Annotated in this window: 21 protein-coding genes and 1 tRNA gene; 4 read left to right on the top strand and 18 right to left on the bottom strand. The window is 67.9% G+C overall.

The features are described from left to right. Positions 1-48: 48 nt before the first annotated feature. The 7 genes from H507_RS0102910 to H507_RS0102880 all read right to left on the bottom strand — a co-directional run bounded on the left by H507_RS0102910 (position 49) and on the right by H507_RS0102880 (position 7,896). Positions 49-873 carry an ABC transporter permease gene (locus H507_RS0102910; protein WP_022909229.1) on the bottom strand — a complete coding sequence of 275 codons (825 nt, stop codon included), beginning with the start codon at positions 871-873 and terminating at the stop codon, positions 49-51. Next, complete coding sequence (locus tag H507_RS0102905) at positions 863-1,813, bottom strand: ABC transporter ATP-binding protein (RefSeq protein ID WP_022909228.1); 951 nt, start codon at positions 1,811-1,813, stop codon at positions 863-865. The genes H507_RS0102910 and H507_RS0102905 overlap by 11 nt, the downstream gene beginning before the upstream one ends. Next, entirely contained in the window at positions 1,810-2,955 is a 1,146-nt protein-coding gene (locus tag H507_RS0102900) for a LolA family protein (RefSeq protein WP_157438864.1), read from the bottom strand. Before H507_RS0102900 ends, H507_RS0102905 begins: the two co-directional genes overlap by 4 nt. 175 nt (positions 2,956-3,130) lie before the next feature. Further along, a complete protein-coding gene (locus H507_RS0102895; protein ID WP_022909226.1) occupies positions 3,131-3,847 on the bottom strand; it encodes an EcsC family protein in 717 nt (238 codons plus the stop codon). A gap of 137 nt (positions 3,848-3,984) precedes the next feature. Beyond that, positions 3,985-4,956, bottom strand: coding sequence for an N-acetylglucosamine kinase (locus H507_RS14325; RefSeq protein WP_022909225.1), 972 nt, complete (start codon positions 4,954-4,956; stop codon positions 3,985-3,987). Beyond that, positions 4,953-6,182 carry a multidrug effflux MFS transporter gene (locus H507_RS14320; protein ID WP_022909224.1) on the bottom strand — a complete coding sequence of 410 codons (1,230 nt, stop codon included), beginning with the start codon at positions 6,180-6,182 and terminating at the stop codon, positions 4,953-4,955. The genes H507_RS14325 and H507_RS14320 overlap by 4 nt, the downstream gene beginning before the upstream one ends. 19 nt (positions 6,183-6,201) lie before the next feature. Next, a complete protein-coding gene (locus H507_RS0102880; RefSeq protein ID WP_084707604.1) occupies positions 6,202-7,896 on the bottom strand; it encodes a helicase HerA-like domain-containing protein in 1,695 nt (564 codons plus the stop codon). Between the two features lie 121 nt (positions 7,897-8,017). Between H507_RS0102880 and H507_RS0102875 the strand changes: the two genes are divergently transcribed. Both H507_RS0102875 and H507_RS0102870 read left to right on the top strand, forming a co-directional pair. Then, positions 8,018-8,311, top strand: coding sequence for a type II toxin-antitoxin system VapB family antitoxin (locus tag H507_RS0102875; protein WP_022909221.1), 294 nt, complete (start codon positions 8,018-8,020; stop codon positions 8,309-8,311). A gap of 28 nt (positions 8,312-8,339) precedes the next feature. Further along, positions 8,340-8,894 (top strand): LytR C-terminal domain-containing protein, encoded by a 555-nt coding sequence (locus H507_RS0102870; RefSeq protein ID WP_022909220.1) that lies wholly within the window; start codon positions 8,340-8,342, stop codon positions 8,892-8,894. On the opposite strand, the gene H507_RS0102865 is transcribed toward H507_RS0102870, so the two are convergent. From H507_RS0102865 to H507_RS0102820, 9 genes are all read right to left on the bottom strand, one after another. Further along, a complete protein-coding gene (locus tag H507_RS0102865) occupies positions 8,891-10,387 on the bottom strand; it encodes a potassium/proton antiporter (RefSeq protein WP_022909219.1) in 1,497 nt (498 codons plus the stop codon). The two genes, H507_RS0102870 and H507_RS0102865, sit on opposite strands and share 4 nt — an antisense overlap. Further along, positions 10,384-12,651 carry a heavy metal translocating P-type ATPase gene (locus tag H507_RS0102860; RefSeq protein WP_022909218.1) on the bottom strand — a complete coding sequence of 756 codons (2,268 nt, stop codon included), beginning with the start codon at positions 12,649-12,651 and terminating at the stop codon, positions 10,384-10,386. The genes H507_RS0102865 and H507_RS0102860 overlap by 4 nt, the downstream gene beginning before the upstream one ends. Continuing rightward, positions 12,648-14,684 (bottom strand): cytochrome c oxidase assembly protein, encoded by a 2,037-nt coding sequence (locus H507_RS0102855; protein WP_022909217.1) that lies wholly within the window; start codon positions 14,682-14,684, stop codon positions 12,648-12,650. The genes H507_RS0102860 and H507_RS0102855 overlap by 4 nt, the downstream gene beginning before the upstream one ends. A gap of 962 nt (positions 14,685-15,646) precedes the next feature. Continuing rightward, positions 15,647-17,167: a hypothetical protein gene (locus tag H507_RS14310; protein ID WP_157438863.1), complete on the bottom strand. Its 1,521-nt coding sequence runs from the start codon at positions 17,165-17,167 to the stop codon at positions 15,647-15,649. A 322-nt stretch (positions 17,168-17,489) separates the two neighbouring features. Further along, positions 17,490-19,535 carry a hypothetical protein gene (locus H507_RS0102840; RefSeq protein WP_026377680.1) on the bottom strand — a complete coding sequence of 682 codons (2,046 nt, stop codon included), beginning with the start codon at positions 19,533-19,535 and terminating at the stop codon, positions 17,490-17,492. A gap of 631 nt (positions 19,536-20,166) precedes the next feature. Beyond that, positions 20,167-20,325 (bottom strand): hypothetical protein, encoded by a 159-nt coding sequence (locus tag H507_RS17795; RefSeq protein WP_022909213.1) that lies wholly within the window; start codon positions 20,323-20,325, stop codon positions 20,167-20,169. 944 nt (positions 20,326-21,269) lie between these two features. After that, positions 21,270-21,357, bottom strand: a tRNA-Ser gene (locus tag H507_RS0102830). Positions 21,358-21,419: 62 nt separating this feature from the next. Further along, complete coding sequence (tadA, locus tag H507_RS0102825) at positions 21,420-21,854, bottom strand: tRNA adenosine(34) deaminase TadA (protein ID WP_026377679.1); 435 nt, start codon at positions 21,852-21,854, stop codon at positions 21,420-21,422. A gap of 88 nt (positions 21,855-21,942) precedes the next feature. Continuing rightward, positions 21,943-22,656: a tRNA adenosine deaminase-associated protein gene (locus H507_RS0102820; RefSeq protein WP_022909211.1), complete on the bottom strand. Its 714-nt coding sequence runs from the start codon at positions 22,654-22,656 to the stop codon at positions 21,943-21,945. 242 nt (positions 22,657-22,898) lie between these two features. Between H507_RS0102820 and upp the strand changes: the two genes are divergently transcribed. After that, entirely contained in the window at positions 22,899-23,525 is a 627-nt protein-coding gene (upp, locus tag H507_RS0102815; RefSeq protein WP_026377677.1) for a uracil phosphoribosyltransferase, read from the top strand. Between the two features lie 17 nt (positions 23,526-23,542). On the opposite strand, the gene H507_RS0102810 is transcribed toward upp, so the two are convergent. Beyond that, on the bottom strand, positions 23,543-24,115 hold the full coding sequence (locus H507_RS0102810; protein WP_022909209.1) for a CueP family metal-binding protein: 573 nt from the start codon (positions 24,113-24,115) through the stop codon (positions 23,543-23,545). 184 nt (positions 24,116-24,299) lie between these two features. Between H507_RS0102810 and H507_RS14300 the strand changes: the two genes are divergently transcribed. Further along, a complete protein-coding gene (locus H507_RS14300; RefSeq protein ID WP_022909208.1) occupies positions 24,300-25,001 on the top strand; it encodes a GNAT family N-acetyltransferase in 702 nt (233 codons plus the stop codon). On the opposite strand, the gene H507_RS0102800 is transcribed toward H507_RS14300, so the two are convergent. Next, a complete protein-coding gene (locus H507_RS0102800; protein WP_022909207.1) occupies positions 24,946-26,487 on the bottom strand; it encodes a GMC oxidoreductase in 1,542 nt (513 codons plus the stop codon). The two genes, H507_RS14300 and H507_RS0102800, sit on opposite strands and share 56 nt — an antisense overlap. Position 26,488 lies beyond the last annotated feature (1 nt).

Below are 26,488 nucleotides of genomic sequence, written 5' to 3'. Positions count from 1 at the left end.
GGGCGTGAGCAGGACCTGACGGGTGGGAGGGACCCCACGACCCGGGTCTCAGCTGCCGATGTCCTTGCTGGTGAACCTGGCCCAGGCGGCCGCTCCGGTGACAGCCATCCAGGCGGCTGCGACGCCCAGCCCCTTCACGGCACGCGACCACAGCGGAGGATCGCGCAACACGTCGGCGAACTGCAGGAACCAGTGGGTGAGCAGGTAGGGCTGCAGCCACGCCAGTTGGCTCGTCGCCTCGGTCAGCCAGCTGAGGATCACCACCACCATGCACCCGACCGTCACCGCCAGCGGCTGGTCGACCAGGGTCGACAGGAACAACCCCATGGTGCCGACGGCCGTCATCATCAGCGCCAGGAACAAGGCCATCAGGGCCAGTCGCCCCAAGGACTCCGTGAACGTGATCGCGGTGCCCGAGAGGGTCATGGACGCACCCGACCCGAACACCATCACACCGGCGACCAGCCCGACCACGGCGATCAGGAAGGTGCCGAAGAACGCGCCCACCAGCAGGCCGGCGAACTTCACCGCCAACAACCGGGCCCGTCCCACAGGGGTGACGAGCAGGTAGCGCAGGGTGCCGCCGTGGGCCTCCCCCGCGATGGCGTCACCCGCCAACAGCGACATGGCGAGCGGGAGGAAGAAGGCCGACTCCATCATCAGCGCCAACATCGGGAGCACGGTGCCATTGGCCACCGAGACCATCAGCCCGGTGTCACCGGAGGTCTTGATGGCGACGGCCATGACCACGGGAACCGCCGCCAGGATCACCAGCCCCAACTGGTTGCGGCGCCGCGACAGCATCAGTGAGATCTCGCTGCCGACCAGTCGCCAGAACGCGAACGGACGAACCGGTCGTGCCTCAACGGACATCGAAGCCCTCCCCGGTCAGCTCGACGAAACGCTCCTCGAGGCTGGCGGAGTCAGCACTGAAGCCGAGCACCCGCACCCCCGCCGACACCAGCGCGGGCACCACGGCCTCGACCGCATGGTCTCCCAGGGCCGCTGTCACCTGACCCGAGGCACCCTCACCGGCGGACGACGCGACCTCGTCCAACCCGAGCACCGTGAGCGCGTCGGTGGCCTGCGCGAGGTCGGGGGTGGTCACCCGCACGCGCACCCCGTGGGCACGGCGAAGTCCGGCCAGTGAGTCCTGGGCGACGAGTCGTCCGCGGCTCATCACCCCGACATGGCTGCACATCTGTTCGACCTCGGCCAGCAGGTGGCTCGACACCAGCACGGTGGTGCCGTCGTGGGCGAGGCCCGCGACCAGGTGCCGCACCTCACGGGTGCCCTGCGGGTCGAGCCCGTTGGTGGGCTCGTCCAGCACCAGCAGGTCGTGCGGCTGCAGCAGAGCGGCTGCGATACCGAGGCGCTGCTTCATGCCCAAGGAGTAGTTCTTGACGCGCTTCCTGGCCGCCGCGGTCAGTCCGACCCGCTCCAGCGCGGCTCCGATCCGGGCGGACGAGGTGCGCGCCTCGGCGGTCGCGTCAGCGGCATCGAGGCGGCGCAGGTTGTCTCGTCCGTTGAGGTGCAGGTGGAACGCGGGACCTTCGACCAGCGCACCGACCCTGGGGAGCACCCGGTTGGCGTGAGCCGGCATGGGTTCGTCCAGCAGCCTCACGTGACCGGCGGTCGGGTGCACCAGGCCGAGCAGCATGCGGATGGTCGTGGTCTTGCCCGAACCGTTGGGGCCGAGGAATCCGTACACAGAGCCCGTGGGCACCTCGAGGGCAAGATCGTCGACCGCCGTCTGGTGGCCGAAGGTCTTGGTCAGTCCCGAGGTGACGACGGCGGCGCCACCCTCACTCATCCCAGGGCCGCGAACAGCGTGCCGGCGGGCACCGCACCGGCGGCGACCTTGCCCTGGTCGGTCACGACGACCGTGAACAGGGTGCCTTCGAAGATGCGTCCACTCCCCCACGTACCCGAGACCTTGGGGAAGCTGGAGAGCACCCCCTGCAGTTCGGCGGGCAGCCCGCTCAGGTCGGACAACTGGTCGGCGACGACCACGGTGCCCCAGCCCTGACCGGTGACGGTGGGCTTGTGACCGGACTTCGGGTCGACCTTGGTGGGCATCGACGGGTGGTCGTTCGCCCCGGTCGTGTCGGCCGACTTCTCGGTCACCTTCGTGCCGGGCGGGGTGGTGAACCGGAACATCGCAGGGTCGGGCTGGGCGAAGCTCAGCTGGGTGAAGCCGATGTTCACCGCCGGGTCGGAGCTGCGGGTGGAGTAGACCTGCACGCGCAGCGGCTGCTTGGTGGTGGCCTCGACGGCGATGGACACCTTCTTCACCAAGGTCGTGCCCGACTTGGGTGTCAGGGTGAGGTCGTAGGCGGCGTGCCCGGCGACTGTCGTGGTGCCCGCGACGCTGACGGTGGTCGACTGGTCAGCGGTGGTGAGCAGCTTCCTGGCGGCCTCGGCCGGGGTGAGGTTCAGCTCCTCCCTCGGGCCCGCTCCCGAGGTCTCGGGGGTCTTGGAGTGCACGGCCTCCCGGGTGGACGAACTCCACACCCAGGTGTCGGTGGGGTTGGTGATCACGGCTGCCTCGCTGGTGCCGTCCACCAGGGCGACTCGCGCCGACTGCTTGCCGTCGTACCAGACCCGCCACGTGTGGCTGCCCTGCAGCAGGTTCAACGGGTCGAGGGTCGAGGGCTTCTGCACCCCACCCGGCACCTCGGGGAGTCCGATGTCCATGGTCTGGGTGAGTTCACCCTGCATCGCCACCGGCTTGGCCGCGATCACGTCGGCGACCAACTGCTGGGCAGTGATCGGGGGCAGGGTCGGGTCAGCCTTGGCGGTGGTCTGGACCAGCGCCGGCACGGCAAGTGCGACGCCCAGGACGGCCACGGGGGCGATCCATGCTGCCCGGGTTCGGGCTGCCCCAGCTCGGGTTGCCCCGGCCAGAGCTGCGCGGGTTCGGCGCGCACGGGTGAGAGCTGCCAGATTCCTCATGCACCCATTCTGCGCGCGTGCACGAAACGGGCCATCAGACCAAGGTCGCGACCTGTCACACCAGGGTCCATGACCGCGGCCTGTGTGATCGAACCGGCCCGGACACAACGGTCGGACGATGCCGGGGCCCGAAGGCCCGCATCGTCCGACCGAGGTGTGCCCGAGCCGTCAGGGCTCAGAGGGTCGAGCCGACCACCAGCGGGAACTCCTTGCGGGCGTTGTCGGCGATCCGGTTCATCAGGTACAGGTCGAGTCCGCCGCCGATCACTCCGCCTGCGAAGGGAACGAGCTTTCCGAGCTTCGACAGGCTCTTGGTGGTCAGCTGCCGGATCAACCGGAAGCCGATCCCCTTGTTGACCATCATCAACGCCGCCTGGGGCAGCCGTTCCAGGGCAACGGCGGTCGCCTTGCCGGTGACGGGGTTGACGCCCACCTTCTGCAGCACGTCGTAGCCGCCCGAACCCGACAGGGTCAACAGCACGGCCGTGCGCACCTGAGGCTTGTTCAAGTCATAACCGCGCAGGTGCGCGATGCCGGCGACCATGCGGGTGGCGACGACGTAGAACTCGAGGATGTTGGCCGGCAGGGCCACCGGCATCGTGACGAAGCCACCCAGTCCGGTCAGGAACCCGGCGCCGGCCGCGGTGCGCAGGTAGGCCGCCGAGAGCTTGTTGATCGCCTTCTCGACATCGCCGTTGGCATCCGCGAGCGCCCTGTCGGCGACGACCTGGGCGCTCTTGGCGGGCCCCCTGCCGTCGATGCCCACCGAGATCAGCTGCTCGATCAGCTTGGTGGCGACGTCGTCCCCCGAGCCGTCGGTCGCGGCATCCATGGCAGGGCGCTGGGGGGCCTTGGTGTCCTTGGACTTGTCAAACATGTCGAACAGTCCCATGGTGTCCTCCTGTGGTGCGCGGGGCCGACTGATCCGGCTCCCGGGGGCGGCGTGAGCCTGACCCATCCCCAACAGTGGCATGGGAAAGTCGCAGTCAGCGGCATTTCTGCCGACAGCGAGGGCCCGCGCGGGTGGGCTCAGGGTTGCCCCTGAACCCTTTCGGGTGGCACCCCCATCGCCACCCGGGTGGCCTCGTCCGCCGGTCGGCCGGCTGCCCTCAGCGCCACCATGGTGGCCCCGACCACCCCGTCCGAGGCCAGTCTGGCCCGGTCGCCCAGCAGGCTGACCAGCCGGTCGCGGATGACCGAGTCGAGCCCGGCCACGGAACCCGCCAGCACCACGGGACTGCTCTCGTGCACCCCGACCAGCGCAGCCCTGGCCGTGCTCTCGATCAGGTCTGCGGCATCTGCCAGGATGCGGTCAGCCACGGGGTCACCCACCGACTGCACCACCAGCGGGGCGAAGCCGGCCAGTTGCACCGGACGAAGCCCGTAGCAGTGCTCGATCAGGGCGACCCTGCGGGGGTCGCCGGGGCGATCGCGATGACTCGCCAACTGCGGCGTGCGGGCCAGCACGAGGTCGGTCAGGGCGGTGTCGGGGCCTCGTCCGTCGATGGCAGCCAGCACGTCGTGCACCGCCCGTCGCCCGATCCAGAACCCGGCTCCGTCGTCACCCAGCAGCCAGCCGGCGCCGTCGACCAGACGGTTGATGCGTCCGCCCACGATGGTGGCGGCCACGGCACCGGTGCCCGCGATCAGAACCACCCCCTGCTCCTCGGAGCAGCCCGAGAACCATGCTCCGAGCAGATCGGGCTCGATGTCGATCGGACACGCCAGTCCCGCAGCGGCGGCGGCCGCGGCCAGTCCGTCGAGGGCTCCTCCGGTGGCCGATCCCCCTGCCATGGTCACGGCGAGGCGGGTGACCTCATCGGCCCGGTCGCCGACGGCATCGAGCACGGCCCGCAGCACGTTCTGCCTGGCCAGGTCGTGCCCCGTGGAGTTCGGATTGCCGGGGCCGGATCGTCCCACCCCCACCACCACCCGGACGGTGTCGTCCCAGGCCAGCGCACGGGTGGAGGTACCGCCGGCATCGACGCCCACGACGATCACGCGACCACCACCTGGCCCGCAGTGGCGTCAGCGGGAACCGCTCGTAGGTGCCACACCCACATCCCGAACCCGGCCAGCGAGAAGCAGGCCGCCCCCAGCGCCAGTTGCAGCACCGACCCGGTCACCATGGGTGCGACCAGTCCGGCCAGGGCGGCGTTGAGCATCAGTTGCATGAACGACTGGCCCGAGGCGGCCGAACCACGCAGGCTGGGGAACAGGTCGAGCATGACGAGGTTGACCACCGGGAAGCTGAGGGCCACCCCGAAGGCGATCAGCATGGGACCCACCACCGCCCACGGCAGTTGCGGGGCGCTGGGCAGGGCCGAGAGGGCGACGTTCACCAGCCCAGCCGAGATGGCGACCACGTAGCCGATGGTGGCCAGACGGCGTCCCGGCACCCGCTCGGCGAGGCGGGCATTGAGGAAGAAACCCGTCATCATGCCGGCGATCATGGGCACGAAGAAGATCCAGAAGTCCTGCTCCCCCTTGCCCAACAGGTCGACGATGAAGATGGGTGCCGCCGAGATGTAGAGGAACTGGGCGGCGAACGCGAAGGCGGACGCGAACCCCAGCCGCAGGAAGACCCGGTTCCCCATCACCTGCGCCAACCCCCTCAGCAGGGTGCCGACCCGCAGGGGCACCCGGCGTTGGTGGGGGTGGGTCTCGGGCAGGCCGAACCTCACCAGCACGCACAGCAACAGACCGAAGGCGACCAGGAACCAGAACGTGAGTCGCCAGTTGCCGACCAGCAGGATCCAGCCGCCCACCACCGGTGCCAGGGCCGGGGAGATGGCGAAGATCATCGACACCTGCGCCATCAGTCGCTGGGCAGCGGCTCCATGGAACAGGTCGCGGATGAGGGCTCTCGAGATGATCTGGCCGGCACCGGCAGACAGTCCCTGCATGGCGCGGAAGACCAGCAGGACACCGAAGCTGGGTGCCAGTGCGGCCCCCACCGACGCCAGGGCGTAGACCAGCAGGCCGGTGATCATCACCGGCTTGCGGCCCACGGCGTCAGAGATGGGGCCGTGGAAGAGCGACATCACCGCGAACGAGACCAGGTACACGCTGGTCAACTGCTGCAGGGCCACCGTGTCGACGCTGAACTCACGCCCGATCTGGGCGAACGCCGGGAACATCGAGTCGATGGTGAACGGGCCGATCATGCCGAGCATCGCGATGATGATCGTGGTGCCGACGTGGTGCCGGTGTTCTGGTGGAGTCACCGGCTCATCCAAGCAGCCCTCACCGACGACGGCGAGCCGTGCCGAAGATGGAGCGGATGATCTCATTGCCCGCGGTGCGGATGAACGACTTGACCACGGGGTTGGTCATGACGTTCTCGACCGCCGACTTCTGCTGCCGGGTGGTGCGGGTCGAACTGCGCTCGGGGCGGGGCTGGGGCTGGTCATACCCGTCCTGCTGGGTCTGGTCATACCTGTCCCGCTGGGGCGTGTCCTGTTGGGCCCTGCCCTGCTCGGCCCGGGCATCCGCGGCACCCTGCTCGAGCTTGCGGGCGAGGATCTCGCGGGCCGAGTCGCGGTCGATCGGCTGGCCGTACTTCGCCTGCATCTGCGACTGGGCGACCCCGGAGCGCATGGCGTCCTCGGGTGTGGGGGCCATCAGCGTCTGGGGGGCACGCATCCTCGTCCACGCCACCGGTGTCGGGGCCCCGTCGGGGTCCATCACCGTGACGATCGCCTCACCGATGCCCAGTTGCTGCAGCACCTGGGCGAGGTCGTAGTCCGAGGTCGGGAACGTCTGCACGGTCTGCTTCAGGGCCTTGGCGTCGTTGGGGGTGTGGGCGCGCAACTGGTGCTGCACCCGCGAACCCAACTGGGCCAGCACGTCATCGGGCACGTCCTTGGGGGTCTGGGTGACGAAGAAGACACCCACACCCTTCGAACGGATCAGGCGCACCGTCTGCGCGATGGCGTCGAGGAAGGCCTTGGACGCCCCGTCGAACAGCAGGTGGGCCTCATCGAAGAAGAAGACCAACTTGGGCTTCTCGACGTCGCCGACCTCGGGCAGGTCGTGGAAGAGGTCGGCGAGCAGCCACATCAGGAAGGTGGAGAAGATCGCCGGACGCGATTGCAGGTTCGGCAGCTCCAGCAGCGAGATCACGCCTCGTCCGTCGGCGGTGACGTGCAGCAGATCGGCGGTGTCGAACTCCGGCTCGCCGAAGAAGGCGTCGGCTCCCTGGTCCGACAGGGTGATCAGCGAGCGCAGGATCACGCCGGCCGTCGACGCGGACACCCCGCCGAGGTTCTTCAGTTCCTGCTTGCCCTCGTCCGAGGTCAGGTGGGTGAGCACGGCCCTCAGGTCGGACAGGTCCAGCAGCGGCAGCCCGGCCTGGTCGGCGTAGTGGAAGACCAGGCCAAGAGTCGACTCCTGGGTGTCGTTGAGCTCCAGCACCTTCGACAGCAGGATGGGACCGAAGGACGACATGGTCGCCCTCAGCGGGACGCCGATGCCCTCGCCGCCCAAGGCGTAGAACTCCACGGGTGCGGCCGACGGCTGCCAGTCCTGACCGATCTTCTGGGTGCGTTCCAGCAGCTTGGGGCTGGGCTGCCCCGGTGAGGCCAGGCCCGACAGGTCGCCCTTGATGTCGGCTGCGAAGCCCGGCCCCCCCGCCGCCGAGACCTGTTCGGCCATCAGTTGCAGGGTCTTGGTCTTGCCGGTGCCGGTCGCACCCGCGACCAGGCCGTGCCGGTTCAGCATGCTCAACGGGATGCGGATCTTCGCCCCGGGCACCGGAACGTCGTCCTGCACCAGCACCCCCAGTTCGATGCTCGGCTCGTCGAAGGTGTAGCCCTTCGTGATCACCGACGTCTGCGCGCTGGAGGTCTGGGTGCTGGGGCTCTGGGTGCTGGGGCTCTGGGCGCTGGGGCTCTGGGCGCTGGGGTTCTGGGTGGCGGGATCGGCGGCCGGATCGCTCATGGCCAGAATCTATGCCACCGCCTGAGACCAGCCTGACAGTTCGCCAAAGACTTGGTCACGGCTTCAGCACGGCTTGAGGCTGATGGGGCGGTCGGCACCCACTGCTGGCTAGAGTGGCGGGGTGATCTTCAAGCGTGTGGGTGACACCCGGCCCTACCCGGACCACGGGTACGTTCAGAAGCAGTGGGCGGCCATTGCTCCTCACCAGGTGCGACTGGACGAGTTGGTGACCACCAAGCGCACCCTCGACCTGGAGGCGCTGCTCGAGGACGACAGCACGTTCTACGGTGACCTGTTCGCGCACGTGGTGAGCTACCGCGGCGAGCTGTACCTCGAGGACGGACTGCACCGAGCCCTGCGCGCCGCACTGCAGCAGCGCCAGACCATGCACGCGCGCGTGCTCGACCTCAACTGATCCCGCGAGCAGGGGACGAAGGAGCCAGATGCGCATCGTGCGGATGATCGCCACCCCTGTGCTGTTGCTGGCCCTGTTGGGCTTCCTGACCTGGGGCGCGTGGTGGGGATACCGGAACGTGATGGCACCTGTTCCAGCTCACCTGCCCGACCCGTGCGTGACGCAGAGCGTCGGCCAGACCCTGCAGGCGAACAAGGTCACCGTCAGCGTCTACAACGGCGGCTACGTCGCGGGTCAGGCCAACACCGTCGCCAAGGCCCTCAAGGCCAAGGGCTTCATCATCAAGCACGTCGACAACACCGACCAGCGCATCAAGCAGACGGTGATCGTCGGGGCCGCGGCCACCAACCCCGAGGTCAAGCTGGTGGCCGGACACTTCAAGGGCGCCACGGTGAAGGCCGACGATCGTCCCGACCACACGGTCGACGTGATGATCGGCACCGCCTACGCGGGCATGAACGCCAAGGCCGCCACCTCGATCGCCGTGCCCGGCGGAGCCGTCTGCCTGCCCACCTCGGCCACCCCGACCCCGTCGGGTTCGTCCTCGGGCACCCCGGCCCCCTCGGTGACGCCCAAGCGCTAGTCGGCCCGCACACCGTTCCATCGGGCCAGGCGTCCGCCTCGTCCGATCTCGGTCAGCCGCACCTCGACCTTCGCCCGGTGCTGGGTGGGCGTCATGATCATCATCTCGTCGCCGACCTCGAGCCGGTCACGGCCGGTGGGAGCGAAGGGTGTCTCGTCACGGATGATCAACGAGACGACGGTGTCCTTGGGCAGACGCAGCTCGCGCACGCTGACTCCTGCCAGTTTCGACCCGTCGGGCACCCGCACCTGCAGCAGTTCGGCCCGCAGCCGGTCGAGGGGAGCTGCCTCGATGTCGACGTCGCGAGGTCCGTGCGGGTCGACCAGCCCCAGGCGCTGCCCCAGCCACGGAAGCGTGGGGCCCTGCAGGAAGGTGAAGGCGATCACCAGCACCAACACCATGTCGAACAGCCGCTCGGCACCGGGCAGCCTTGCTGCCATCGGGATGGTGCACAAGATGATGGGCACCGCCCCGCGCAGCCCGGCCCAGCTCATGAAGGCCTGCTCCCGCCAGGGGAGGCGGAAACCGGCAGCGACCAGCACCACCGACAAGGGGCGGGCCACCAGCAGCAGGAACAGACCCAGCACCAGGCCGGCGCCCACCACTCCCCAGGTGATGCGGGAGGGGCTGGCCAGCAGTCCCAGCATCACGAACAAGCCGATCTGGGCGATCCAGCCGAGTCCCTCCGCGAAGGCTCGCACCGACTGACGGTGCGGCAGTTGGGAGTTGCCGAGGACGACCGAGGCCACGTAGGCAGCGGCGAACCCGGAGACGTGCAGCACGCCGGCCAGTTCATAGACTCCGAAGGCCCAGGCCACCGCGGCGATGGCGTACAGACCCGATGAGGGCAGTTGCACCCGCCGCATCAGCCAGGCGGCCACCAGTCCGACCCCCAGACCGAGGGCCTGACCGGCGAGCAGTTCGATGACCACCAGCCCGACCGCCACCCAGGTGCCGCCCTCGGGCGCCCGATGCAGCGCCACCGAGGTGGCCATCGTGACGATCAACACGGTGGGCGCGTCGTTGAGACCGGATTCCGCCTCGAGGGTTGCGCGCAGCCGCCCGGGGATCGCCACGTTGCGCAGCACGGCGAACACGGCCGCCGCGTCGGTCGAGGCCACGATGCCACCGAGCACGACGGCCACCGCGGGTGTGAGGCCGAAGACGTAGTGCGCGAAGAGCGCCACGACGGCCACGCTGACGCCGACGCTCGCGGTGGCCAGCAGCATGGCGACCCCGACGGCTGGCCTGATCTCCGACCACTTGGTGGTCAGTCCCCCCTCGGCCAGGATGATGACCAGGGCGGCGAACCCGAGCTTGGCGGCCAGTTGGGGGTCGGAGAACGAGATGCCCAACCCGGAGTCCCCCAGCAACATGCCCACCCCCAGGAAGAGCAGCAGGGCCGGCAACCCCACCCGCGCCGAGAGCCGGGCCGCACCGATCGCCACCAGGGTGACCGCGGCGGCCAGCAGCAGGGAGAGGTCAAGGCTCACGGGCGGCGTCCCGCTCCCGCGAACGAGTTGAGGCGCAGGCTGTTCCAGGTGACGAGCAGCGACGAGGCCGCCATCGCGCCTGCGGCGACCAGTGGGTTGAGCAGCCCGGCGGCGGCGATGGGGATGGCGGCGACGTTGTAGCCGAACGCCCAGACCAGGTTGCCCCGGATCGTCCGCAGCGTGCGTCGGGCCAGGGCGATGGAGTCGGGCAGCACCGCCAGGTGCTCGCGGACGAGGATGATGTCTGCGGACTTCAGGGCGATGTCGGTGCCCGAGATCAGCGCGATGCCCAGGTCGGCGGTCGACAGCGCGGCGGCGTCATTGATGCCGTCGCCGACCATGGCGACCTTGTGACCGTCGCCCTGGATGCGTGCCAGCACCGCCACCTTCTCGGTGGGTAGCACCCCGGCCAACGACTCGTCGATCCCCAGTTCAGCGGCGATGTGGTCGGCCGCGGCCTGCTCGTCCCCGGTCAGCAGGACCGTGCGCAGACCTTGCCGACGCAGCGCCGCGACTGCCTCGTGGGCACCGGGTCGCAGCTCGTCGCGCATCCGGACGACCGCACGCAGGGTGCCGTCGACGGCCACCAGGGCCAGGGGCCCGGCCGTGTCCGCCAGGGTCGTCGAGGCGGCTGCGTGGTCGATGTCGTGACCGGTCAACAGGGCGCGGTTGCCGACCACCACGTGGTGACCGTCCACGCGACCGCTGACGCCCAGGCCGGGCATCACCTCGAACTGCTCCACCGTGAAGGCCCCGGCGGTGCCCTCGTCCACGAACGAGGTGATGGCACGTGCCACCGGATGTTCCGAGCCGCGTTCCAGCGCTGCCGCCCAGCCGAGCAGTGGCTCGTCGTCCCCGTGCGTGAACTCGCCGTCGGTGACGACAACGTCGGTCACCTGCAACTGGCCGGTGGTGAGGGTTCCGGTCTTGTCGAGCACCACCGTGTCGATGGCGCCGCTGGCCTCAAGGGCGTCGTGGCCCTTGATCAGGATGCCCAGACTGGCACCTCGCCCGATGCCCACCATCAGGGCGGTCGGCGTGGCCAGACCCAGGGCGCAGGGACAGGCGATGATCAGCACCGAGACGCCGATGCCGACGGCGGTGGCGGCCGAGGATCCTGCCACCAGCCAGCCAGCTGCCACCAGCAGCGCGCAGACGATCACGGCTGGCACGAACCAGCTGATCACCTGGTCGACCGTGTGCTGCACCCGCGCCTTGCGGTCCTGGGCCTGTTCGGCCAAGGCGGCCATCTGGGCCAGTTGGGTGTGTGCGCCCACCGCAGTGGCGGTGATGACGAGTCGTCCGTCGGTCGAGATCGTGCCGCCGACCACGGCCTGGGCGACGGCCACGGTACGAGGTTGGGCCTCGCCGGTGACCATGCTGGTGTCGACCGAGGCGGTCCCTTCGACCACGGTGCCGTCGACGGGGATGATCTCCCCCGGACGAACCACGGCCACGTCACCGGCGCGCACCTGCAGGGTGGGAACCTCGATCTCGGCGCCGTCGACCAGCAGCCGGGTGGTGGGCGCGGCGAGGTTGCCGATCGCGTTGAACACGTCGGCGGCACGTCGCCGTGATCGGGTCTCGAAGTAGCGACCGGCCAGTTGGAACACGGTCATGCCGGCAGCCACGTCGAGGTACACGCTGCTGGCGCCCTCGGGCACCCGCCCGTAGCCGAACCAGAAGCCACGGTTCTGTCCCTGCGCCAGAGCGGGCCACAGCAGGGTGAGTACGGCCCACCCGAACGAGACCACAATGCCGAGCGAGACCAGGGTGTCCATGCTGACGGCACCGTGGCGCAGGTTCCGGACCGTCGTGCGGTGGAAGGGCCAGGCGGCCCAACTGACGATCGGCAGCGCCAGCAGCAGGCACACCAACTCCCAGCCGGCGAATCGCAGGCTGGGTGACAGGGCCAGGATGATGGTGGCGTCCATCAACGGCACCGCCAGCAGGGTCGAGACGATGAGTCGGCGCCGCAACGAGGTGATCCGCTGGCTCGAGACGTCATGCAACCAGTCGTCGCTCTCGTCGGCACGCTGCTGGGCCTCGTACCCGGCGCGGACCACGGCCGCCAGACTGCGTTCGACGAGGGTGCCGTCGTCGCTGCTCGGAGGTCCGGTGATGACGGCACGCTCGGTGGCGTAGTTGACACTCGCCTGCACGCCGTCGAGCTTGTTGAGTGCCTTCTGCACACGGGTGGCGCAGGCGGCACAGGTCATGCCGCCGATGTTGAGTTCGACGACCTCGGACTGATCGGTGCTCACGGGCGTGCCTCACCTTCGGAGGCGAGCCTCTGCAGCATGACGTTGTAGGCCTCGTGGGAGTCGTCCAGACCGGTGTCGAGGTGACGATCGATGCGTTTGGCCTCCTTGTCGTCCTGTCGGGCCCACTGGGCACCGAGCGCCAACACCACCACCAGCAGGGGCAACTCGCTCCCGGCCCATGCCACTCCCCCGGCTACCCGCTGGATGGCGGCGAGGTCGTGGGCCCACGGCAGGGCGAGGTAGCGGTAGAAGGTCTCGGCGACGATCCGGGTCGAGTCCATCAGGATCACCCCGAAGAACGCATGGAACGGCATGGCCGCCATCAGGATGCCCAGTTTGGCGAGGTGGGGCAGGCGCCGAGGGTTGGGGTCGACACCGATCACCAGCCCGAAGTAGAGGGCCCCGACGATCAGGAAGTGCAGATTCATCAGCTGGTGCGCCCAGTGGAACCGCATCAAGGCGCCGAACAGCCCCGTGAGGTAGAGGCCGTAGTACGAACCGATGTAGAGGGCGAACACGAGCAGGGGATGGTAGACGAAGGCCAACAGTCGCGACGGCAGCAGGGCCACCAGCTTCTCCCTGACACCCACCTGGTCGGGTTCGGACGAGGGCCTCAGGGCCCGCAGGGCCAAGGTGATGGGGGCGCCCAGCACGATCAGCACCGGTGCCAGCATGTTGAGCGTCATGTGCACCCCCATGTGCACGGCGAAGTCCGGCGCCGAGTACTTGCCGAAGCCGGAACTGGTCGCGATCAGCACGACCAGCCAGCCCAGCACCCACGCCAGCGTCCTCATCGCAGGCCAGCCCTCGCGGCGCAGGCGCAGCCGCCACAGACCCCAGCCGTAGGCGACCAGGGCGGTCGCGACCAGGGTGCAGAACAGCAGGTTGGGTCGCCACTGGGTGAGCAGCACGCGAAGACTGGGGGCGTCGGGCACGTCGAACCCGAGCAGGGTCTGGCTGATGCTGGTGGGCACGAAGAACAGCGGTGGCGAGATGCGGGTCATCGCAGCGCCGACCACCACCGTCGCCCCCGCGGCAAGTCCGCCGACGAGAGTGCCGACGGCGGGTCGACGACCGATCACAGCCAACGCGACACCCAGCAGCACCAGCGCGCCGAACCGGACGAGCGCCAGCATGCCCGTGGGGCTCGAGGTGGGACCGCTGCCGGCCAGTTTGAACCAGGTCACGACCACTTCGGTGGCCACCAGGAGGAACCAGCCCACCCAGGCGGCCCGGATCCACCCAGCCGGGAGCCCGCCCGTGCGCCACCCTGGGACCTGTCCGGTGGCCAGCCTCAGCACCATCACGAGGGCGACACCCAGCAGCGCCTGCCCCACCACCGTCTGGACGACGGCGGCGTCGCCCCCGAAGTCATGGTTGGGACCGACCAACACCTGACCCACGACCACCGGCGCGAGGGATCCGACCAGCGCCGCCCAGAGGGCGACCAGGTGGGGGGTCCACCCGCGTGCCAGGCTGGCCAGCAGCACGATCACGAACGAGGCCTCGACGCTGACCATCCAGGCGCGGGGAAGGTCGCCGGAGAAGAGGGCGAACCTCAAGGCGGTGGTGTCGCTGAGGGTCTCGACGGGCAGGCCGTTGCTGTCGGCCGCCGTGAACAGCACCGAGCCGGCTGCCGTGGCCAGCCACCACCCCGCGGCATGACGCAGCACGGATTGGACGAGTCGGTCATCTGGTTCGAGGCAGCGTCCGTGCTCAGCCCTGCGGCTGCGGGTGCGCCCCAGCAGGAGCAGCCAGACCAGAGCGCCGACCGTGGTGGCCGAGGCGAGGTCCGCGAGTCCGCGCAGGGCGGCCGTGATCGAACCGGTCAGAGCGCCGGGGTGGGTGAGCCCGATCCTGCGGTAGGCCTGTTCACCCCCGGCCAACGTGGCCTGCACCGGCACCATCACCGCAGCCACCGTGACCAGCACCACCAGCAGCAGGCTCACTGCCTGCGCACCTCGACCGGTGGGCTCGCGGGTCAGGGCCTCGTCCGGCATGGTGCTCACCTCGTGTTCGAGCGGTGCTGTCACGATCTCGAGGCGGTGACTCCATCGAGCTGTGACTCTGTGGGCCGACTCTATCGGATGGCCATCTGGGCCCTGACGCCGAGCAGCCCCCGAACCGCGAGGTTCGAGGGCTGCTCATTGCGTGGCGGGCTGGACGCGAAAGCCGCTGACCTGCTTTGTCGGCAGTCCGTGATGCGGTCACCCCGGCCGGGTCACCCGAATTCCCCTTTTTCGCGCCGGTGCCGCTCTATCCGAGGTTGTGCGGGCGAGAGAAGGCCACCTCGCCGGTCATCATCGAGACCCGCACGGTGGCTGCTCCATTCGACGCGTCCGACGGATGCCGGACCACCCACTCAGTGCGACCGGGGAGGACCGCCATCGTGGGGAAGCGCTCCGCCCACCAACCTTGCTCACGGCACACAGCCTCAGCCACATGGGCCGCTTCCTCAGCAATGAGGGTGGAGCCCGGCAATAACCTCACTTGTCACAGACAGCGAAGGAGTGGGCCGCCCTGGGAGTGTCGAGTACTTCGAGGGCAGATCGTCGGGTCAGGTATTCGCCGCCCCTCGTCGAGGAACCCCTGCAGCAGTTTGGTCGCCGTGCAGGTGAGGCCTCGGAGTCACAGTGATGCGCCAAGCCGGCGATGCAGGCGCGCACCAAGTCGTCACCCTGTCGACCAGCAGGGTCGAAGAGTGGTTCTTTGTCTGGAGGTAGTCCGAAAAGGCGACCGTCGCGTCATCTAGTTCTTCAGTGGCGACGGTGTTGACGCCAATACCGCTCGGCAACCGCGTACGCCATGCGCGCTGGCTTGTGGAGGCGGTCTGCGTAGGGGCGGTGCGCCTCTACGAGCGGGAGCATCTCCGCGCGAAGCCCCTCTTGCACATCTTCAGTCATGCGGGTCGTCGGCGGTGGGCCGGTGCACCTGTACGCGGCAGCACTGGATCGGACAGGGGCCGTGTTGACGACACCGCTGCGGTGCGCCCACGTCAGTCGTTGTTGCCCGGGATTTCGTCGTCGGAATCGAGGTCTTCGGGCCAGGGGTAGGCGTCCCAGGCACGCTGCAGGACGGGACTCCGCGTGCCGGAAGCCTTGTCGAGGGCGTTGCTCAGACTCCACGTGGAGCGCTCAGGATCGTTGGCGATGTGCACGAGCTGGCGCTCGACTTCGTCGAGGGGAAGCCCGGCGAGGAACTCGATTTCGCGCAGGGAGGCCGTAAGCGTGGGGAAGGGTGCTTCGTTGAGCAGGTCGCGCACCAATGGACTGTTCGCCATGTAGTACGGCTCTCCGGTGACGATGACGCCGACGCGGGGCAGGTTGTTCGGGATATGACCGAAGTGCGGATTGTTCTCGTCCAGCGCCTTGGCGGTACGTTCGAGTTGCTCGGTTGCCTTGTTCAGGAGCGTCTTGACCTTGTCCTGGTATCCCCCGAAGGCAGCCCGCTCCAGAAGCCCGAACCGAGCCGACTTGACCTCGAACATGATGACCGCCGAGGGCAGTACCAGAAACCAGTCGATGCTCTTCTTCTCGGCCTTGCCCTCGCGGTAGACGATCTCGGGGTGGAGGTCAGGCGAGGGGGTGATGGCGCGTAGTTGCTTGCCGACGTAGTGCTCGGTGAGGTGGCCGAGGTCACGGGAGAACGACTCACCGAACTCTTCTACGCCCCGGTAGTACAGCGCCCCAGGGCTGACGGTGCGGAGGATCAGTCGGGGCTGCGGGGCAAGTAGCCTCCCGTCGGGCATCCGGAGGAACGGCCGCTTGATCAGCGGGTTGTAGGCGTAGCGCTCGTACCCGGCAGGAGGATGGGGCACGGCCTCGTACGCCGCCTTGAACTCTTCGAAAGATGATGAGAGTTGCGCCGCGCGCTCTCGGATGACCGCTCTGGGCCACCGGTCGTAGATCGCTTGCAGGCCGTCTCGATCAAGGACGGCGTCGTCGAACCACCCCTTGTTGCTGATGGCGGCAACCTGGAGGAAGAACGTCGCGCCGACAATCTCACCGAGCGGTGCCCCAAGGAGGCGGTGCCATGCCTCGTCATTGAGGACCTCGACGGGAATCTCTGCAGCCCCCTCGAACATTAGTGCGTGGGACCGGCTCACCTCCTCGAAAATCGACTCCTGGTAGGGGAACTGCTCGTAGGCCAGACGGGTCATGATGTCGAGGACGCCCCTTGCGTCGGGCGACGGGTCCTCTTCGTAGATGTTGTTGTGAGCGTTGATGATGACGCGCAGGCTGTCGCCGGTCACTTCGGTGTCGCGATACTTGTTGCCCCAAAGAGCGGACTCGCGCGCCGCCAGCGCCGTCGCCCAGGGCGGAACGGTCGCGAGGACCTTTCCCTCGTATGGCGGCTCTCCGCCAGCAAGCGAGAGTTCTGCGAGAGCGGGCAGGAGGTCCGAGGGCCGGTAGCGTCTGACGATCTGCCGGAACTCCTTGAACAGGACCCTCTCCCTGCGCGCGGGCGCAGTCGGCCATGTCGGCTGCCCGGCCACCATGCCCATGTAGTCGGACACCGCCCCGCTCACACCATCCGGTCGGCTGGCACGGCTTGACCCACGAGACATCAGCCCACCCTCATCCATCCTCGTCCGCATCCTGCGATAAGTATCGGCACGCGGTCCGACACTTCAGCCGCTAGTGCTTCCCGACGGCCAAGCGCAGAATATCGACCAGTGAGGTGGCTCGATTCGCCGTGACCAAGCGCACTGGACTCCCGGTTCGTGGATTCGAGTGGATTTGACAGGCTTGTCCACCTACTCCGGTGGGGTACGCGGCGAACCGGGCCGACCGGGTGGCGCGAGCCGCTGTTACAGGCGGCTCGGCACATTGCCCGAATCAGGCTTGACCGCGCGCCCGAAGACTGCGTCGATGCAGGCGCTGGTAGACGTACTCCTCGGCCTTATCGGACCAGGTCTTGAGGCTTCCTCCGAACATCAGGATCGCGAGCGTCGCCACGAAGGTGATCACTTCGGCGGCGCGCAAGGTCCACAACCAGGGTGAAGGAACGTGCGGCGCGATCTGCGTCGCCACGAGGGAGGTGCCTGCCGTGGCCACGACGGAGAGCGCGATCAAGGTGAGCCCGCCGAGCACCTTGGCTGTCCTTCGAGCTCTTAGACGGTCATTCTCGTCAGCCTTCAGTTGCTGCTCTTCGAGTTTCGACAGTCGCTGTCGGAGTTCTTCGACCTCGCCTTGCCGTTCGGTCGCCTCGAAGCGGGCCGTCACCTCGGCGCTTTCGGCTTCCTGGGCCCGTGTTATCGCTGCCTCGGCCTCATCCACCACGGGCTTGCGTAGGTCCTCGATTGCCTTGCCAAGGGCGCGCTGGAGTGCCCTCTCGTCGATCCTGCGGGGGTCGCCGAGGGTGACCTCCATGATGGACCGCTGCGCTTCGTGAGAGCCCATCAGGATCGTGACCTCGTCGGCTGACAACCGGTTGCTCTCACGCAAGGCGCTGATTTCCTCGCTCACCCGATTCCAGTAGGCGTCGCTCGGGTCCAGCGCCGCGTAGCAGTCAGCGATGATCTGCCTGCGGGGTAGATCCGGTGCTTGCGCTGGGCGCTTGATCCAGACAAGTGCTGCCAATTCATGGTCAACCATCGCGAGGGGCCAGCGGTGCTGACCGCTGTTGAAGAACTGCCGAGAGGCGCGGACGAGTTTGTGGTTGTCGGTGATTAGTACCGCACGGCACGTTTCGAGCCGGTTGCTGCTGCGCCCATCTCGGAGTCGGTGAATCGCGGTGAGGCTGTCGAGGTCCATCAGCAAGGTGTTGCGTGAGTGGTAGCCGACCGTGGACTGGAGTTGTTCTTCGAACGCTGCTTCATCGACGCTGACGGCGCGGCGATGGGAAGGCTTGTCGTGGACATGGACTCCGAGCGCTGCTACGGCCTCCTCCAGGTTCTCGCGGGCGAGGATGGCGTCGGTCTCACGGAGCCCGGTGGCGAGGTAGTGCTTGAGTACACCTTGGGCGCGTGCGTCTATCACGGTGCGACCCGCGAGTTGGTTCTGGACCTTCTCTAGCACTCCATCTGTCTCGGAGACCGTGTGCGAAAAGCACGCGAGGGTGGCTCCGTGCTGGACCGCCAACTCAAGCGTCTGCTGGACCGCATCGCGGGCCTCATCCCCCTCATGCCCGAGAGCCTTCAGGCAAATCGGGGTATCGAGGTACAGGGTCGTGTTCTGGAAGTCGCGGGCTACGTTCGCTGGCGTGCCCAGATAGAGCGCTGACGCGAGCATGCACCCCTTGACCATCGTTTCCAGTTCCGCAAAGGACTCGGCGTCTCTCTCGAAGGCATGCACCACGAAACTGCTGACCACGAAGTCACGGCTCTCGGAAGCGCCACTGGTGCCCCTGCCGTACGGACTTCCGTGCTGGGCGCTCTCCAGGAGCGGGGCTGCGTGCGCTTCAACATGTGAGAGCAGTGCCTGTTCGGCCTCTTCGGAGCGCCAGGTCAGGTCAAACTTCTCATAGACGTAGGAACGGAGATTGTCAATAAGGTGCGCCTGCTGTCGCCTCAAGTTCGCCTGCTGCCTATCCATGCCAGAGGGCTCCGCTTCAGCGGCACCATTCTTGAACTTGTAGCAGCCTCGTCCGGCGCTGCCCGTCTCCAATGCGCCGCTCTTGACCCCTCGCTCCAGGAGTTGGTTGACGACGTGAACGGGAAGGTCCAACCCAAAGAGATCCACGACGTGCGCCCGGACACCAGCCGGTCTATGGGCGTCGGACGCCTTCCGCCGCATCGCCTCGTAGACGAAGGGCAAGAAATTGTCGAGGTAACTTCTTCGGTCGGTGTCCCAGTTGACGTTCAAGATGGCAAGGCTGGTGAGCAGGCCGTCGGTGGTCACTTCAGACGAAAGCAGAGTGCTGTCGTGTGGTTCGTTAGTCATTGGTATTTCTCGCTGACGTAGACGTAGGTGTTGTCGAACAGGGGACCCGTGGGCGGGAGTCCGCAGGAGCCGAGCACGTCGCGGATGTTGCGGCGGACGAGTTTGTCTCCGTCGGAATTGTTCTGGTTCCAGCCGGTGAAGCGCTGCTTGACGATCGCGTCGATGTCGTAGGGGGAGATCTTCGACGACGACCGGTGGGCCTTCGGGCTTGTGCTCGTCCACGCTCTGGGTCGGCGCCCCGATGTTGCGGTCGATGATCAACGCGACCTCGTCAAGATTGTCGCCCCACTTGTCGAAGGCGAGGTCGTGCTCATGCTGCCAGGTGTCGCTGATCCGCTTCCAGAACAGCCTGGGGAAGACATAGGTCTTGAAGTCTGCCGGGTCGACCGGTGCGCGAAGCGCGTTCGCGGCTCCCCCAATCGGGATTCCAACTCGTTCTGGGTCAACTTCACCGGTAGCCGCCTCTAGTGCTCGTCATTTCCTGCTGATCCGCGTCGACATCGGCAGGAGTGGCGGATCGCCCTACCGGAAAGAGGCCCGCGCAAGGCCGCATACACCCCGGCAATGTTCAGACCTCACCTTAGGGGGCCTAGGGGCTAGCGCAGGCGTGACAAGTCCCGGCAGGAACGTGTCACTTGGCGAGGTACTCCTCGGCAAGTCGGGCGATCACCTTGTTCGCGATCGCGGCGCTGAACAGGTCGGTGAGTTCGTCGGTGGTGAGGTCTTGGTGGAGCACGAACTTGGCGTGGAGGCGTCCGACGAGTTCTTGGCAGTCGCTGGCGGCGGCCATAAGCCCGTTGATGACTTCGGACGGAGATAGCGAAATGCGTCGCCGACGGTCTGGTGCCTGATGCGGTCGCGGAAGGCGGCGCTGGAGTCGCAGCGACGGGTTCTGGAGTGTGGGTCGAGGGTGTGGCCGCACGCGCACCAGCGGGTGCCGTCGCGCGCTTCCCGTGCGGGGTGGTCGCTCACCGTCAGGTGCCCTCACAAGCCCGCCTCGATGACGGAACGCCTCACCCCCGACCGCGACTGCAACCACGCCGACAACCGGCGCACCATCGTCCTGCCCGACACAGCGCTGACCAATCGGCAGCCGCCTACCATCTGCCAGGTCCAAGCGATCTCGCGAAGTCCGGCAGGACCTGCCCATTGGCGATGCGCACACCGACCTCTACAACCGGTTGCGGCAGCCGCACGAAGGCCGAACGGGTACGCCAAGGACGAAGCTTGGGAGGGGCTCGCGCTGGCTGGACGCCGACCGGTGCGCACCAAGGCCGCCCGGCAGGTGATGGTGGGTTCCTGATGGCAGCGCCCAACCTGCGGCGCATCAGGTTGATCTTCGAACGTCCCCAGATCGACGACGACGACGGAGACTACTTCGTAAAGCGCACTGAACGGAAGAATCTCCGTGCCCGGTCCGGTCTTCCGCTCGGCACCCGCTGCTCTTGCGATCGGCACCCGAGGAGCCCACCGTCTCGGAGCGGCGATCAGCAGAACCCAACAGGACACCCCACGCCTCACTGACACCCGGCCCCCACCAGGTCCTGGCCAGAGGCGTGCCTGACACTGACGACCGACACGCGGGCAGCGCGGCGGTCGTCTGGAAGCGCCTTAGGCGCACCGCCTGTTCCGCCCGTGACGAGCAGAACGCCGGTCCCACCGCCCCCAACGGGGGTGGAACCGGCATCCCTACTCAATTCGTGGCCGAACCCGATCGAGATCGTGTTCGGCCCGTGGCGGTGACGGAGGGATTTGAACCCTCGGTGGCTTGCACCACACTCGCTTTCGAGGCGAGCTCTTTCGGCCGCTCAGACACGTCACCGCCGAAAACCATACCGCGAGCCGGCCGTCGGCCGCCAATCGCCCTCAGGCCTCCCTACGCAGTCACTGACGGTGTCCGGCGAAGAACTCGAGCAGGGGAAGGGAGCACTCCTGGGCCAGCACTCCGGTCACGACCTCGACCCGGTGGTTGAGCCGAGGGTCACGGACGACGTCGAAGAGCGACGCCACCGCCCCCGCCTTCGGGTCGAACGCCCCCATCACGAGCCGGTCGACGCGGGAGAGCACCAGCGCACCGGCGCACATGGTGCAGGGCTCGAGGGTGACGACGAGGGTGCACCCCGACAGTCGCCAGTGGCCCACCCGTTCGGCCGCGCGCCTGAGCGCCAACACTTCCGCGTGGGCGGTGGGGTCACCCGTGAGTTCGCGTTCGTTGTGGCCCTGCGCGATCACGGTTCCGTGTTCGTCGAGGATGACGGCACCGATGGGCACGTCGCCGTGCCCGGGGGCCAGGGCGGCCTCGGCCAGTGCGAGTCCCATCGCGTCGTCCCACTTCGACACCCTCACACCGCCGACCGGCTGACGGCAGTGAACCTCGGACGGCAATCGCCCATACGCCAGGACCCCGTCAGCGCTGCGACTGGATGGCGCGCTGGAACTGGGGCCCGAACTTGAGCCGCTTGGCGATGCCCGCCAGTTGGTCGTCGGAGGACTCGTCGAGGTCCTCGACCAGGTTCTCGAGATCGAACTCGCTGATGCCGAGATCGGCCAGCATGTCGAGGTCACCGACCAGCTCGGAGTCGTCCTCGTCCTCGTCGGGCACGTCCAGGCCGAGGAACTCGACCACGTCGCGTGCGAGGGGCCAGTCGTTGGCCGACAGCGAGTCCGACAGCATCGTCTGCACGTTGCGACCGCGCACCCTGACCAGGACGAAGAACTCACCCGCGATCGAGACCGCACCGAGGGCTCCGGCGTCACCGGGCAGTCGGCGCAACTGGTCGATCAGTTCGTCGAGGTCGTTGGCGAGCTCGAAGGCCAAGGCCTGTCCCACCGGCAGGCCGTCCTCGCGGTACAGGGCGACCACGCAGTCGATGTCCTCGGCCGTGGCGTCCTCGAGGTCGTCGTCGTCCTCGTCGTCCGAGTCGTCGTCGTCCGAGTCGTCGTCATCCTCGTCGTCGGAGTCATCGTCGTCATCGTCGTCATCATCATCGACGTCGACATCCCCGTCGACGACGGCGTCGTCATCGAGGTCAGCAGCATCGTCGTCCAGGTCGGGGGCATCGGGAAGGAGGTCCTCGTCAGCACGAGTGTGGGTGTTCACGTCATCACCGTATGCGGTCATCGCGGCCTCCTCCACAGTGCAATCCGATAACCCAGTGCAATCTCGACAACCCAGTGCAATCTCGACAACCCAGTGCGATCTCGACAACCCAGTGCGATCTCGACAACCCAGTGCGATCTCCACGTCCCAGTGCCGCCTCGAGCGCTCAGTGCAATCGCGACGACGTCCCCATCGTGCCATGCCAGCCCGACGTGTGCGCCCCGATGGGCGTGTGGGACAGTGGGGCCGTGGAACTGAGAGTCGTGGAACACCCGCTCGTCGATCACAAGCTGACCTTGCTGCGCAAGCGTGAGACCGACTCGACGACCTTCCGGCAACTGGTCGAGGAGCTCGTCACCCTGCTCGCCTACGAGGCGACCAGACAGGTGCGGGTCGAGCAACACCCGATCGAGACTCCTGTGGCGCCGACGATGGGCGTGCGGTTGTCGCGCCCTGCCCCCTTGGTCGTACCCATCCTGCGCGCGGGTCTGGGCATGCTCGAGGGAATGATGAAGCTGGTCCCCACCGCAGAGGTGGGTTTCGTCGGCATGGCCCGCAACGAGGAGACCCTGCAGCCCGTCACCTACGCCGAGCGCCTGCCGCACGACCTGACGGGGCGCCAGTGCTACGTGCTCGATCCGATGCTCGCCACCGGTGGGTCACTGGGTGGAACCGTGAAGTTCCTGGTCGACCGAGGCGCCGACCACATCACCTGCATCTGCCTGTTGGCGGCACCGGAGGGCATCGCCAACTTCGAGAAGCTGGTCGCCGACCTCGAGGTGCCCTGCACCCTGGTGGTGTCCGCCGTCGACGAGCGACTCAACGAGCACGGCTACATCGTGCCGGGACTGGGTGACGCCGGCGACCGGCTCTACGGGTTGGCCGAGTAAGCCCGCCGGCAGGCTGGTCAGACCAGCTGCAGTGTGGTCAGGCAGGTGGCGGCATCGTCCTTGGACGAGAAGGCGGCCTCCCCGCGCAGACCCTCGGCGGTGACAGTGACGGTGCCCGTGCGGTTGCGCGGGAGCCAGCGACCGACGAAGGCGTTGGCCCCGGTGACCGCGTCCTCGTCGACCAGCACGGCACCGGAGGAGTCCGTGATGGTCAGGTGCACGGCCTGCCGCGCGTACTCCCCCGAGCAGCGACCCACGTCGTGGAAGAAGCACTCGTGGGTCCGGCTGCGAAAGGGCATGACGGCCAGGTAGAACCGGTCGCCCGTGAGCGCGACCGAGGCCCGGGTCTCACCGTCGGAGAGGATCACCTCGCGGGCGCGCACCGAACCGGACAGGGGCAGGGGTCGGGCGCGGCCGTCGGCGTCGAGGGTGTCGATGACCTGTTCGGGTGTCAGCTGCGCGAGGCCGTACTTCTCGAGCAGCACCCGGGCCGAGTCGTCCCCGTCCGCAGCACCACGCGCCCACGCGCCGAGGCCGACGACGGCACCCACACCCAGCCCACCGATGGCCAGCTGACGACGTGTGATCATGGCGACACTCTTCCGTTGCCCACGTACCCCTCGCATTGGGGGTGCCATATTGGGAACACGGTGGCGCTCCGTCGGGGCAAGCAGCCCCTGATTGAGGGTCCCCCGTGATTGCGAGGGCCCAGTGATCGAGAGGGCCCAGTGATCGAGAGGGCGCAGTGAGGGGGCCCAGTGATTGGATGGCTGCATGACCCCTCTGGCCCAGATGTTCCCACCCGCCGGAGTCGAGGTGCGCTGCGGCGACCTGCGTCTCGGTTGGTTGTCGGACGACGACCTGCCCGGCCTCGTCGAGGTGGCGCTGCGCGGTGTGCACGACGAGGACTACATGCCCTTCGAGTCGCCATGGACATTGGCCCCGCGCGACGAACTGCCGACCAACACCCTTCGTTTCCTGTGGTCCAGGCGGGCCGCCATCACCCCGGAGGACTGGAACCTGACGTTCGGGGTGTTCGTCGGCGGTCGGATCGCTGGCATCCAGGAACTGGCCGGCAAGCACTTCGTGGCCACCCGTACCGCGTCGACCGGCAGCTGGCTGGGCCGTGAGTTCCAGGGACGCGGCGTGGGCACCCTGATGAGGCAACTCGTCTGCGCGTTGGCCTTCGACCACCTGGGCGCCGTCGAGTGCCGCTCGGGAGCGTTCAGCGACAACGCCCGCTCGCTCGGAGTGAGCCGGAAGGTGGGTTACGAGATCGTCGACACGACCCGTGAGGCGCGAGCCGACGAGCAGGGCTGGCAGACCCATCACACGCTCCGGCTGGACCCGCAGGGGTTCGTCCGCCCTGACCAGCCCATCGAGTACGCGGGGGTGGAAGCCTTCCGCGCCTTCATCGGACTCACAACTCCTGGGCCAGCTTTCGGGCCGCTCGCCACGCCAACGCCACCGAGGTGAGCGTGGGGTTGCAGGCGGTGGACGTCGGGATCACCCCGTTCCCGCCGACGTACAGCCCTTCGACTCCCCACACCCGCAGCCACGGGTCGCACACCGACGTTCCGTCGTCCGTCTCGCCCATCCGCACCGTCCCCTGGTAGTGCAGGGATGAACCGCCCGCCGCCTCGGTCGGCTGCATGGTGATCGTTCCGATGCGCTCACCCATCCGCACGGAGTTGGCCTTCATCTCGGCCAGGGTCTGCCGGTCGACCTCCGAGTGGCCGTAGCGGATCCGCATCCTGGGCATCCCGTAGAAGTCGGTCTCCTCCTCGGAGAACTCCACGGCGTCCTGCTCGCGCAGGTCCTTGGCGCCGTACCAGGCGAGCAGCGCGAATTTGGAGTGCTCGTGCTGGTCGTCGGCGTCGGCGAAGGCCGAGTTGGCCAGCAGGATGGCGCCCCCCTGCATGGGTCGGTCATCGGAGAAGGGGACGATCGGCTGCACGATGTCGCGGGGGCCGTGCTCGAAGTGGTCGGGATCGAACTCGTCCGACAGTTGCACGAAGGTGTTCACCTGGAAGTGCTCGTTCAGGGTGCGCCCGAGCATCGGGGGGCGCACACCCGAGGCGAACAGCACCTGGGGGGTGCGCAGCCCGTCGGCGCACACGATCACCCGGCCGGCACGCACCTCGCGGGTCGCACCGGTGCGACGGTCCTCGAGCAGCGCACCGACCGCCCGTCCGTTCTCGATGATCACCCGCTTGGCCAGGGTTTCGGTCAGCAACTGGAACCCGGGCACATGCGACTCGAGGTCACCGAGGATCGTGCCGGCCCCCGAGAAGACCAGCCTGTCGGGCTGGCCCTCCACCTGCTCCCAATGGGTGGCGGTGGGCATGAACTGGGCCGGCGCCAGACCGGGGCCGTCGAAGACCTCGGCCATGGCCGTCCGCACCGCCTCGGCCAGGCCGTGCCCCGGCACCGGTGGTGTGGTGACCTGCAGCAACTGCTCGGCGGCATCCAGCGCCTCGTCCAACTCCTCGGCCGGGATGAAGCTGATGCGTTCCGACTGGTGGGGACGAGGGCACGAGGTGCCCCAGTGGATGCCCATGCCTCCCACCCCCGAGGCCATGCTGGCGGCAGGCAGGCCCACCTCGTCGTCGGCCCGCTCGGGTCGGGGGTCGAGGAAGAACAGCCCGGGCAGGATGGTCAGTCGGAACTCCAGGCTCGGGTCGAGCCCGGGAGCGATGTCGTCGAGCGCATCGGCGCGGACGATGCCCCGGTCGGGTCCCTGGGTGAGCAGTTCGACGGCGTGGCGATGGTGCGGGTCGAGGTTGCGGGTGTGGTTCCCCCGGGGTCCGGGGATGCCCTCGCCGTGGGTGGGAGGGCCGACCTCGACCATCAGGATCGACAGCTGCGGGTCGGCCTCACCGAGGGTGCGCGCCCACGTGGAGCCCACTGGCCCGGAACCGATGATGAGGACGTCGACAGCGTCGTTGACGGGTTCAGTCATG

The organism is Aestuariimicrobium kwangyangense DSM 21549, from assembly GCF_000421525.1.
In the GTDB taxonomy this organism is placed as follows: Bacteria; Actinomycetota; Actinomycetes; order Propionibacteriales; family Propionibacteriaceae; genus Aestuariimicrobium; species Aestuariimicrobium kwangyangense.
Note: the sequence above shows the minus strand (reverse complement) of the source record. Positions and strands in the feature narration are given on the sequence as shown.

Coding starts and splice junctions, on each gene's coding strand:
- H507_RS0102895 (WP_022909226.1), bottom strand. CDS start 3,847: ATGGGACTGTTCGACATGTTTGACAAGTCCAAGGACACCAAGGCCCCC.
- H507_RS0102800 (WP_022909207.1), bottom strand. CDS start 26,487: ATGACTGAACCCGTCAACGACGCTGTCGACGTCCTCATCATCGGTTCC.
- H507_RS0102905 (WP_022909228.1), bottom strand. CDS start 1,813: ATGAGTGAGGGTGGCGCCGCCGTCGTCACCTCGGGACTGACCAAGACC.
- H507_RS0102820 (WP_022909211.1), bottom strand. CDS start 22,656: ATGACCGCATACGGTGATGACGTGAACACCCACACTCGTGCTGACGAG.
- H507_RS0102900 (WP_157438864.1), bottom strand. CDS start 2,955: ATGAGGAATCTGGCAGCTCTCACCCGTGCGCGCCGAACCCGCGCAGCT.
- H507_RS0102870 (WP_022909220.1), top strand. CDS start 8,340: ATGCGCATCGTGCGGATGATCGCCACCCCTGTGCTGTTGCTGGCCCTG.
- H507_RS0102880 (WP_084707604.1), bottom strand. CDS start 7,896: ATGAGCGATCCGGCCGCCGATCCCGCCACCCAGAACCCCAGCGCCCAG.
- H507_RS17795 (WP_022909213.1), bottom strand. CDS start 20,325: ATGGCCGCCGCCAGCGACTGCCAAGAACTCGTCGGACGCCTCCACGCC.
- H507_RS0102910 (WP_022909229.1), bottom strand. CDS start 873: ATGTCCGTTGAGGCACGACCGGTTCGTCCGTTCGCGTTCTGGCGACTG.
- tadA (WP_026377679.1), bottom strand. CDS start 21,854: ATGGGACTCGCACTGGCCGAGGCCGCCCTGGCCCCCGGGCACGGCGAC.
- H507_RS14300 (WP_022909208.1), top strand. CDS start 24,300: ATGACCCCTCTGGCCCAGATGTTCCCACCCGCCGGAGTCGAGGTGCGC.
- H507_RS0102840 (WP_026377680.1), bottom strand. CDS start 19,535: ATGACTAACGAACCACACGACAGCACTCTGCTTTCGTCTGAAGTGACC.
- H507_RS0102810 (WP_022909209.1), bottom strand. CDS start 24,115: ATGATCACACGTCGTCAGCTGGCCATCGGTGGGCTGGGTGTGGGTGCC.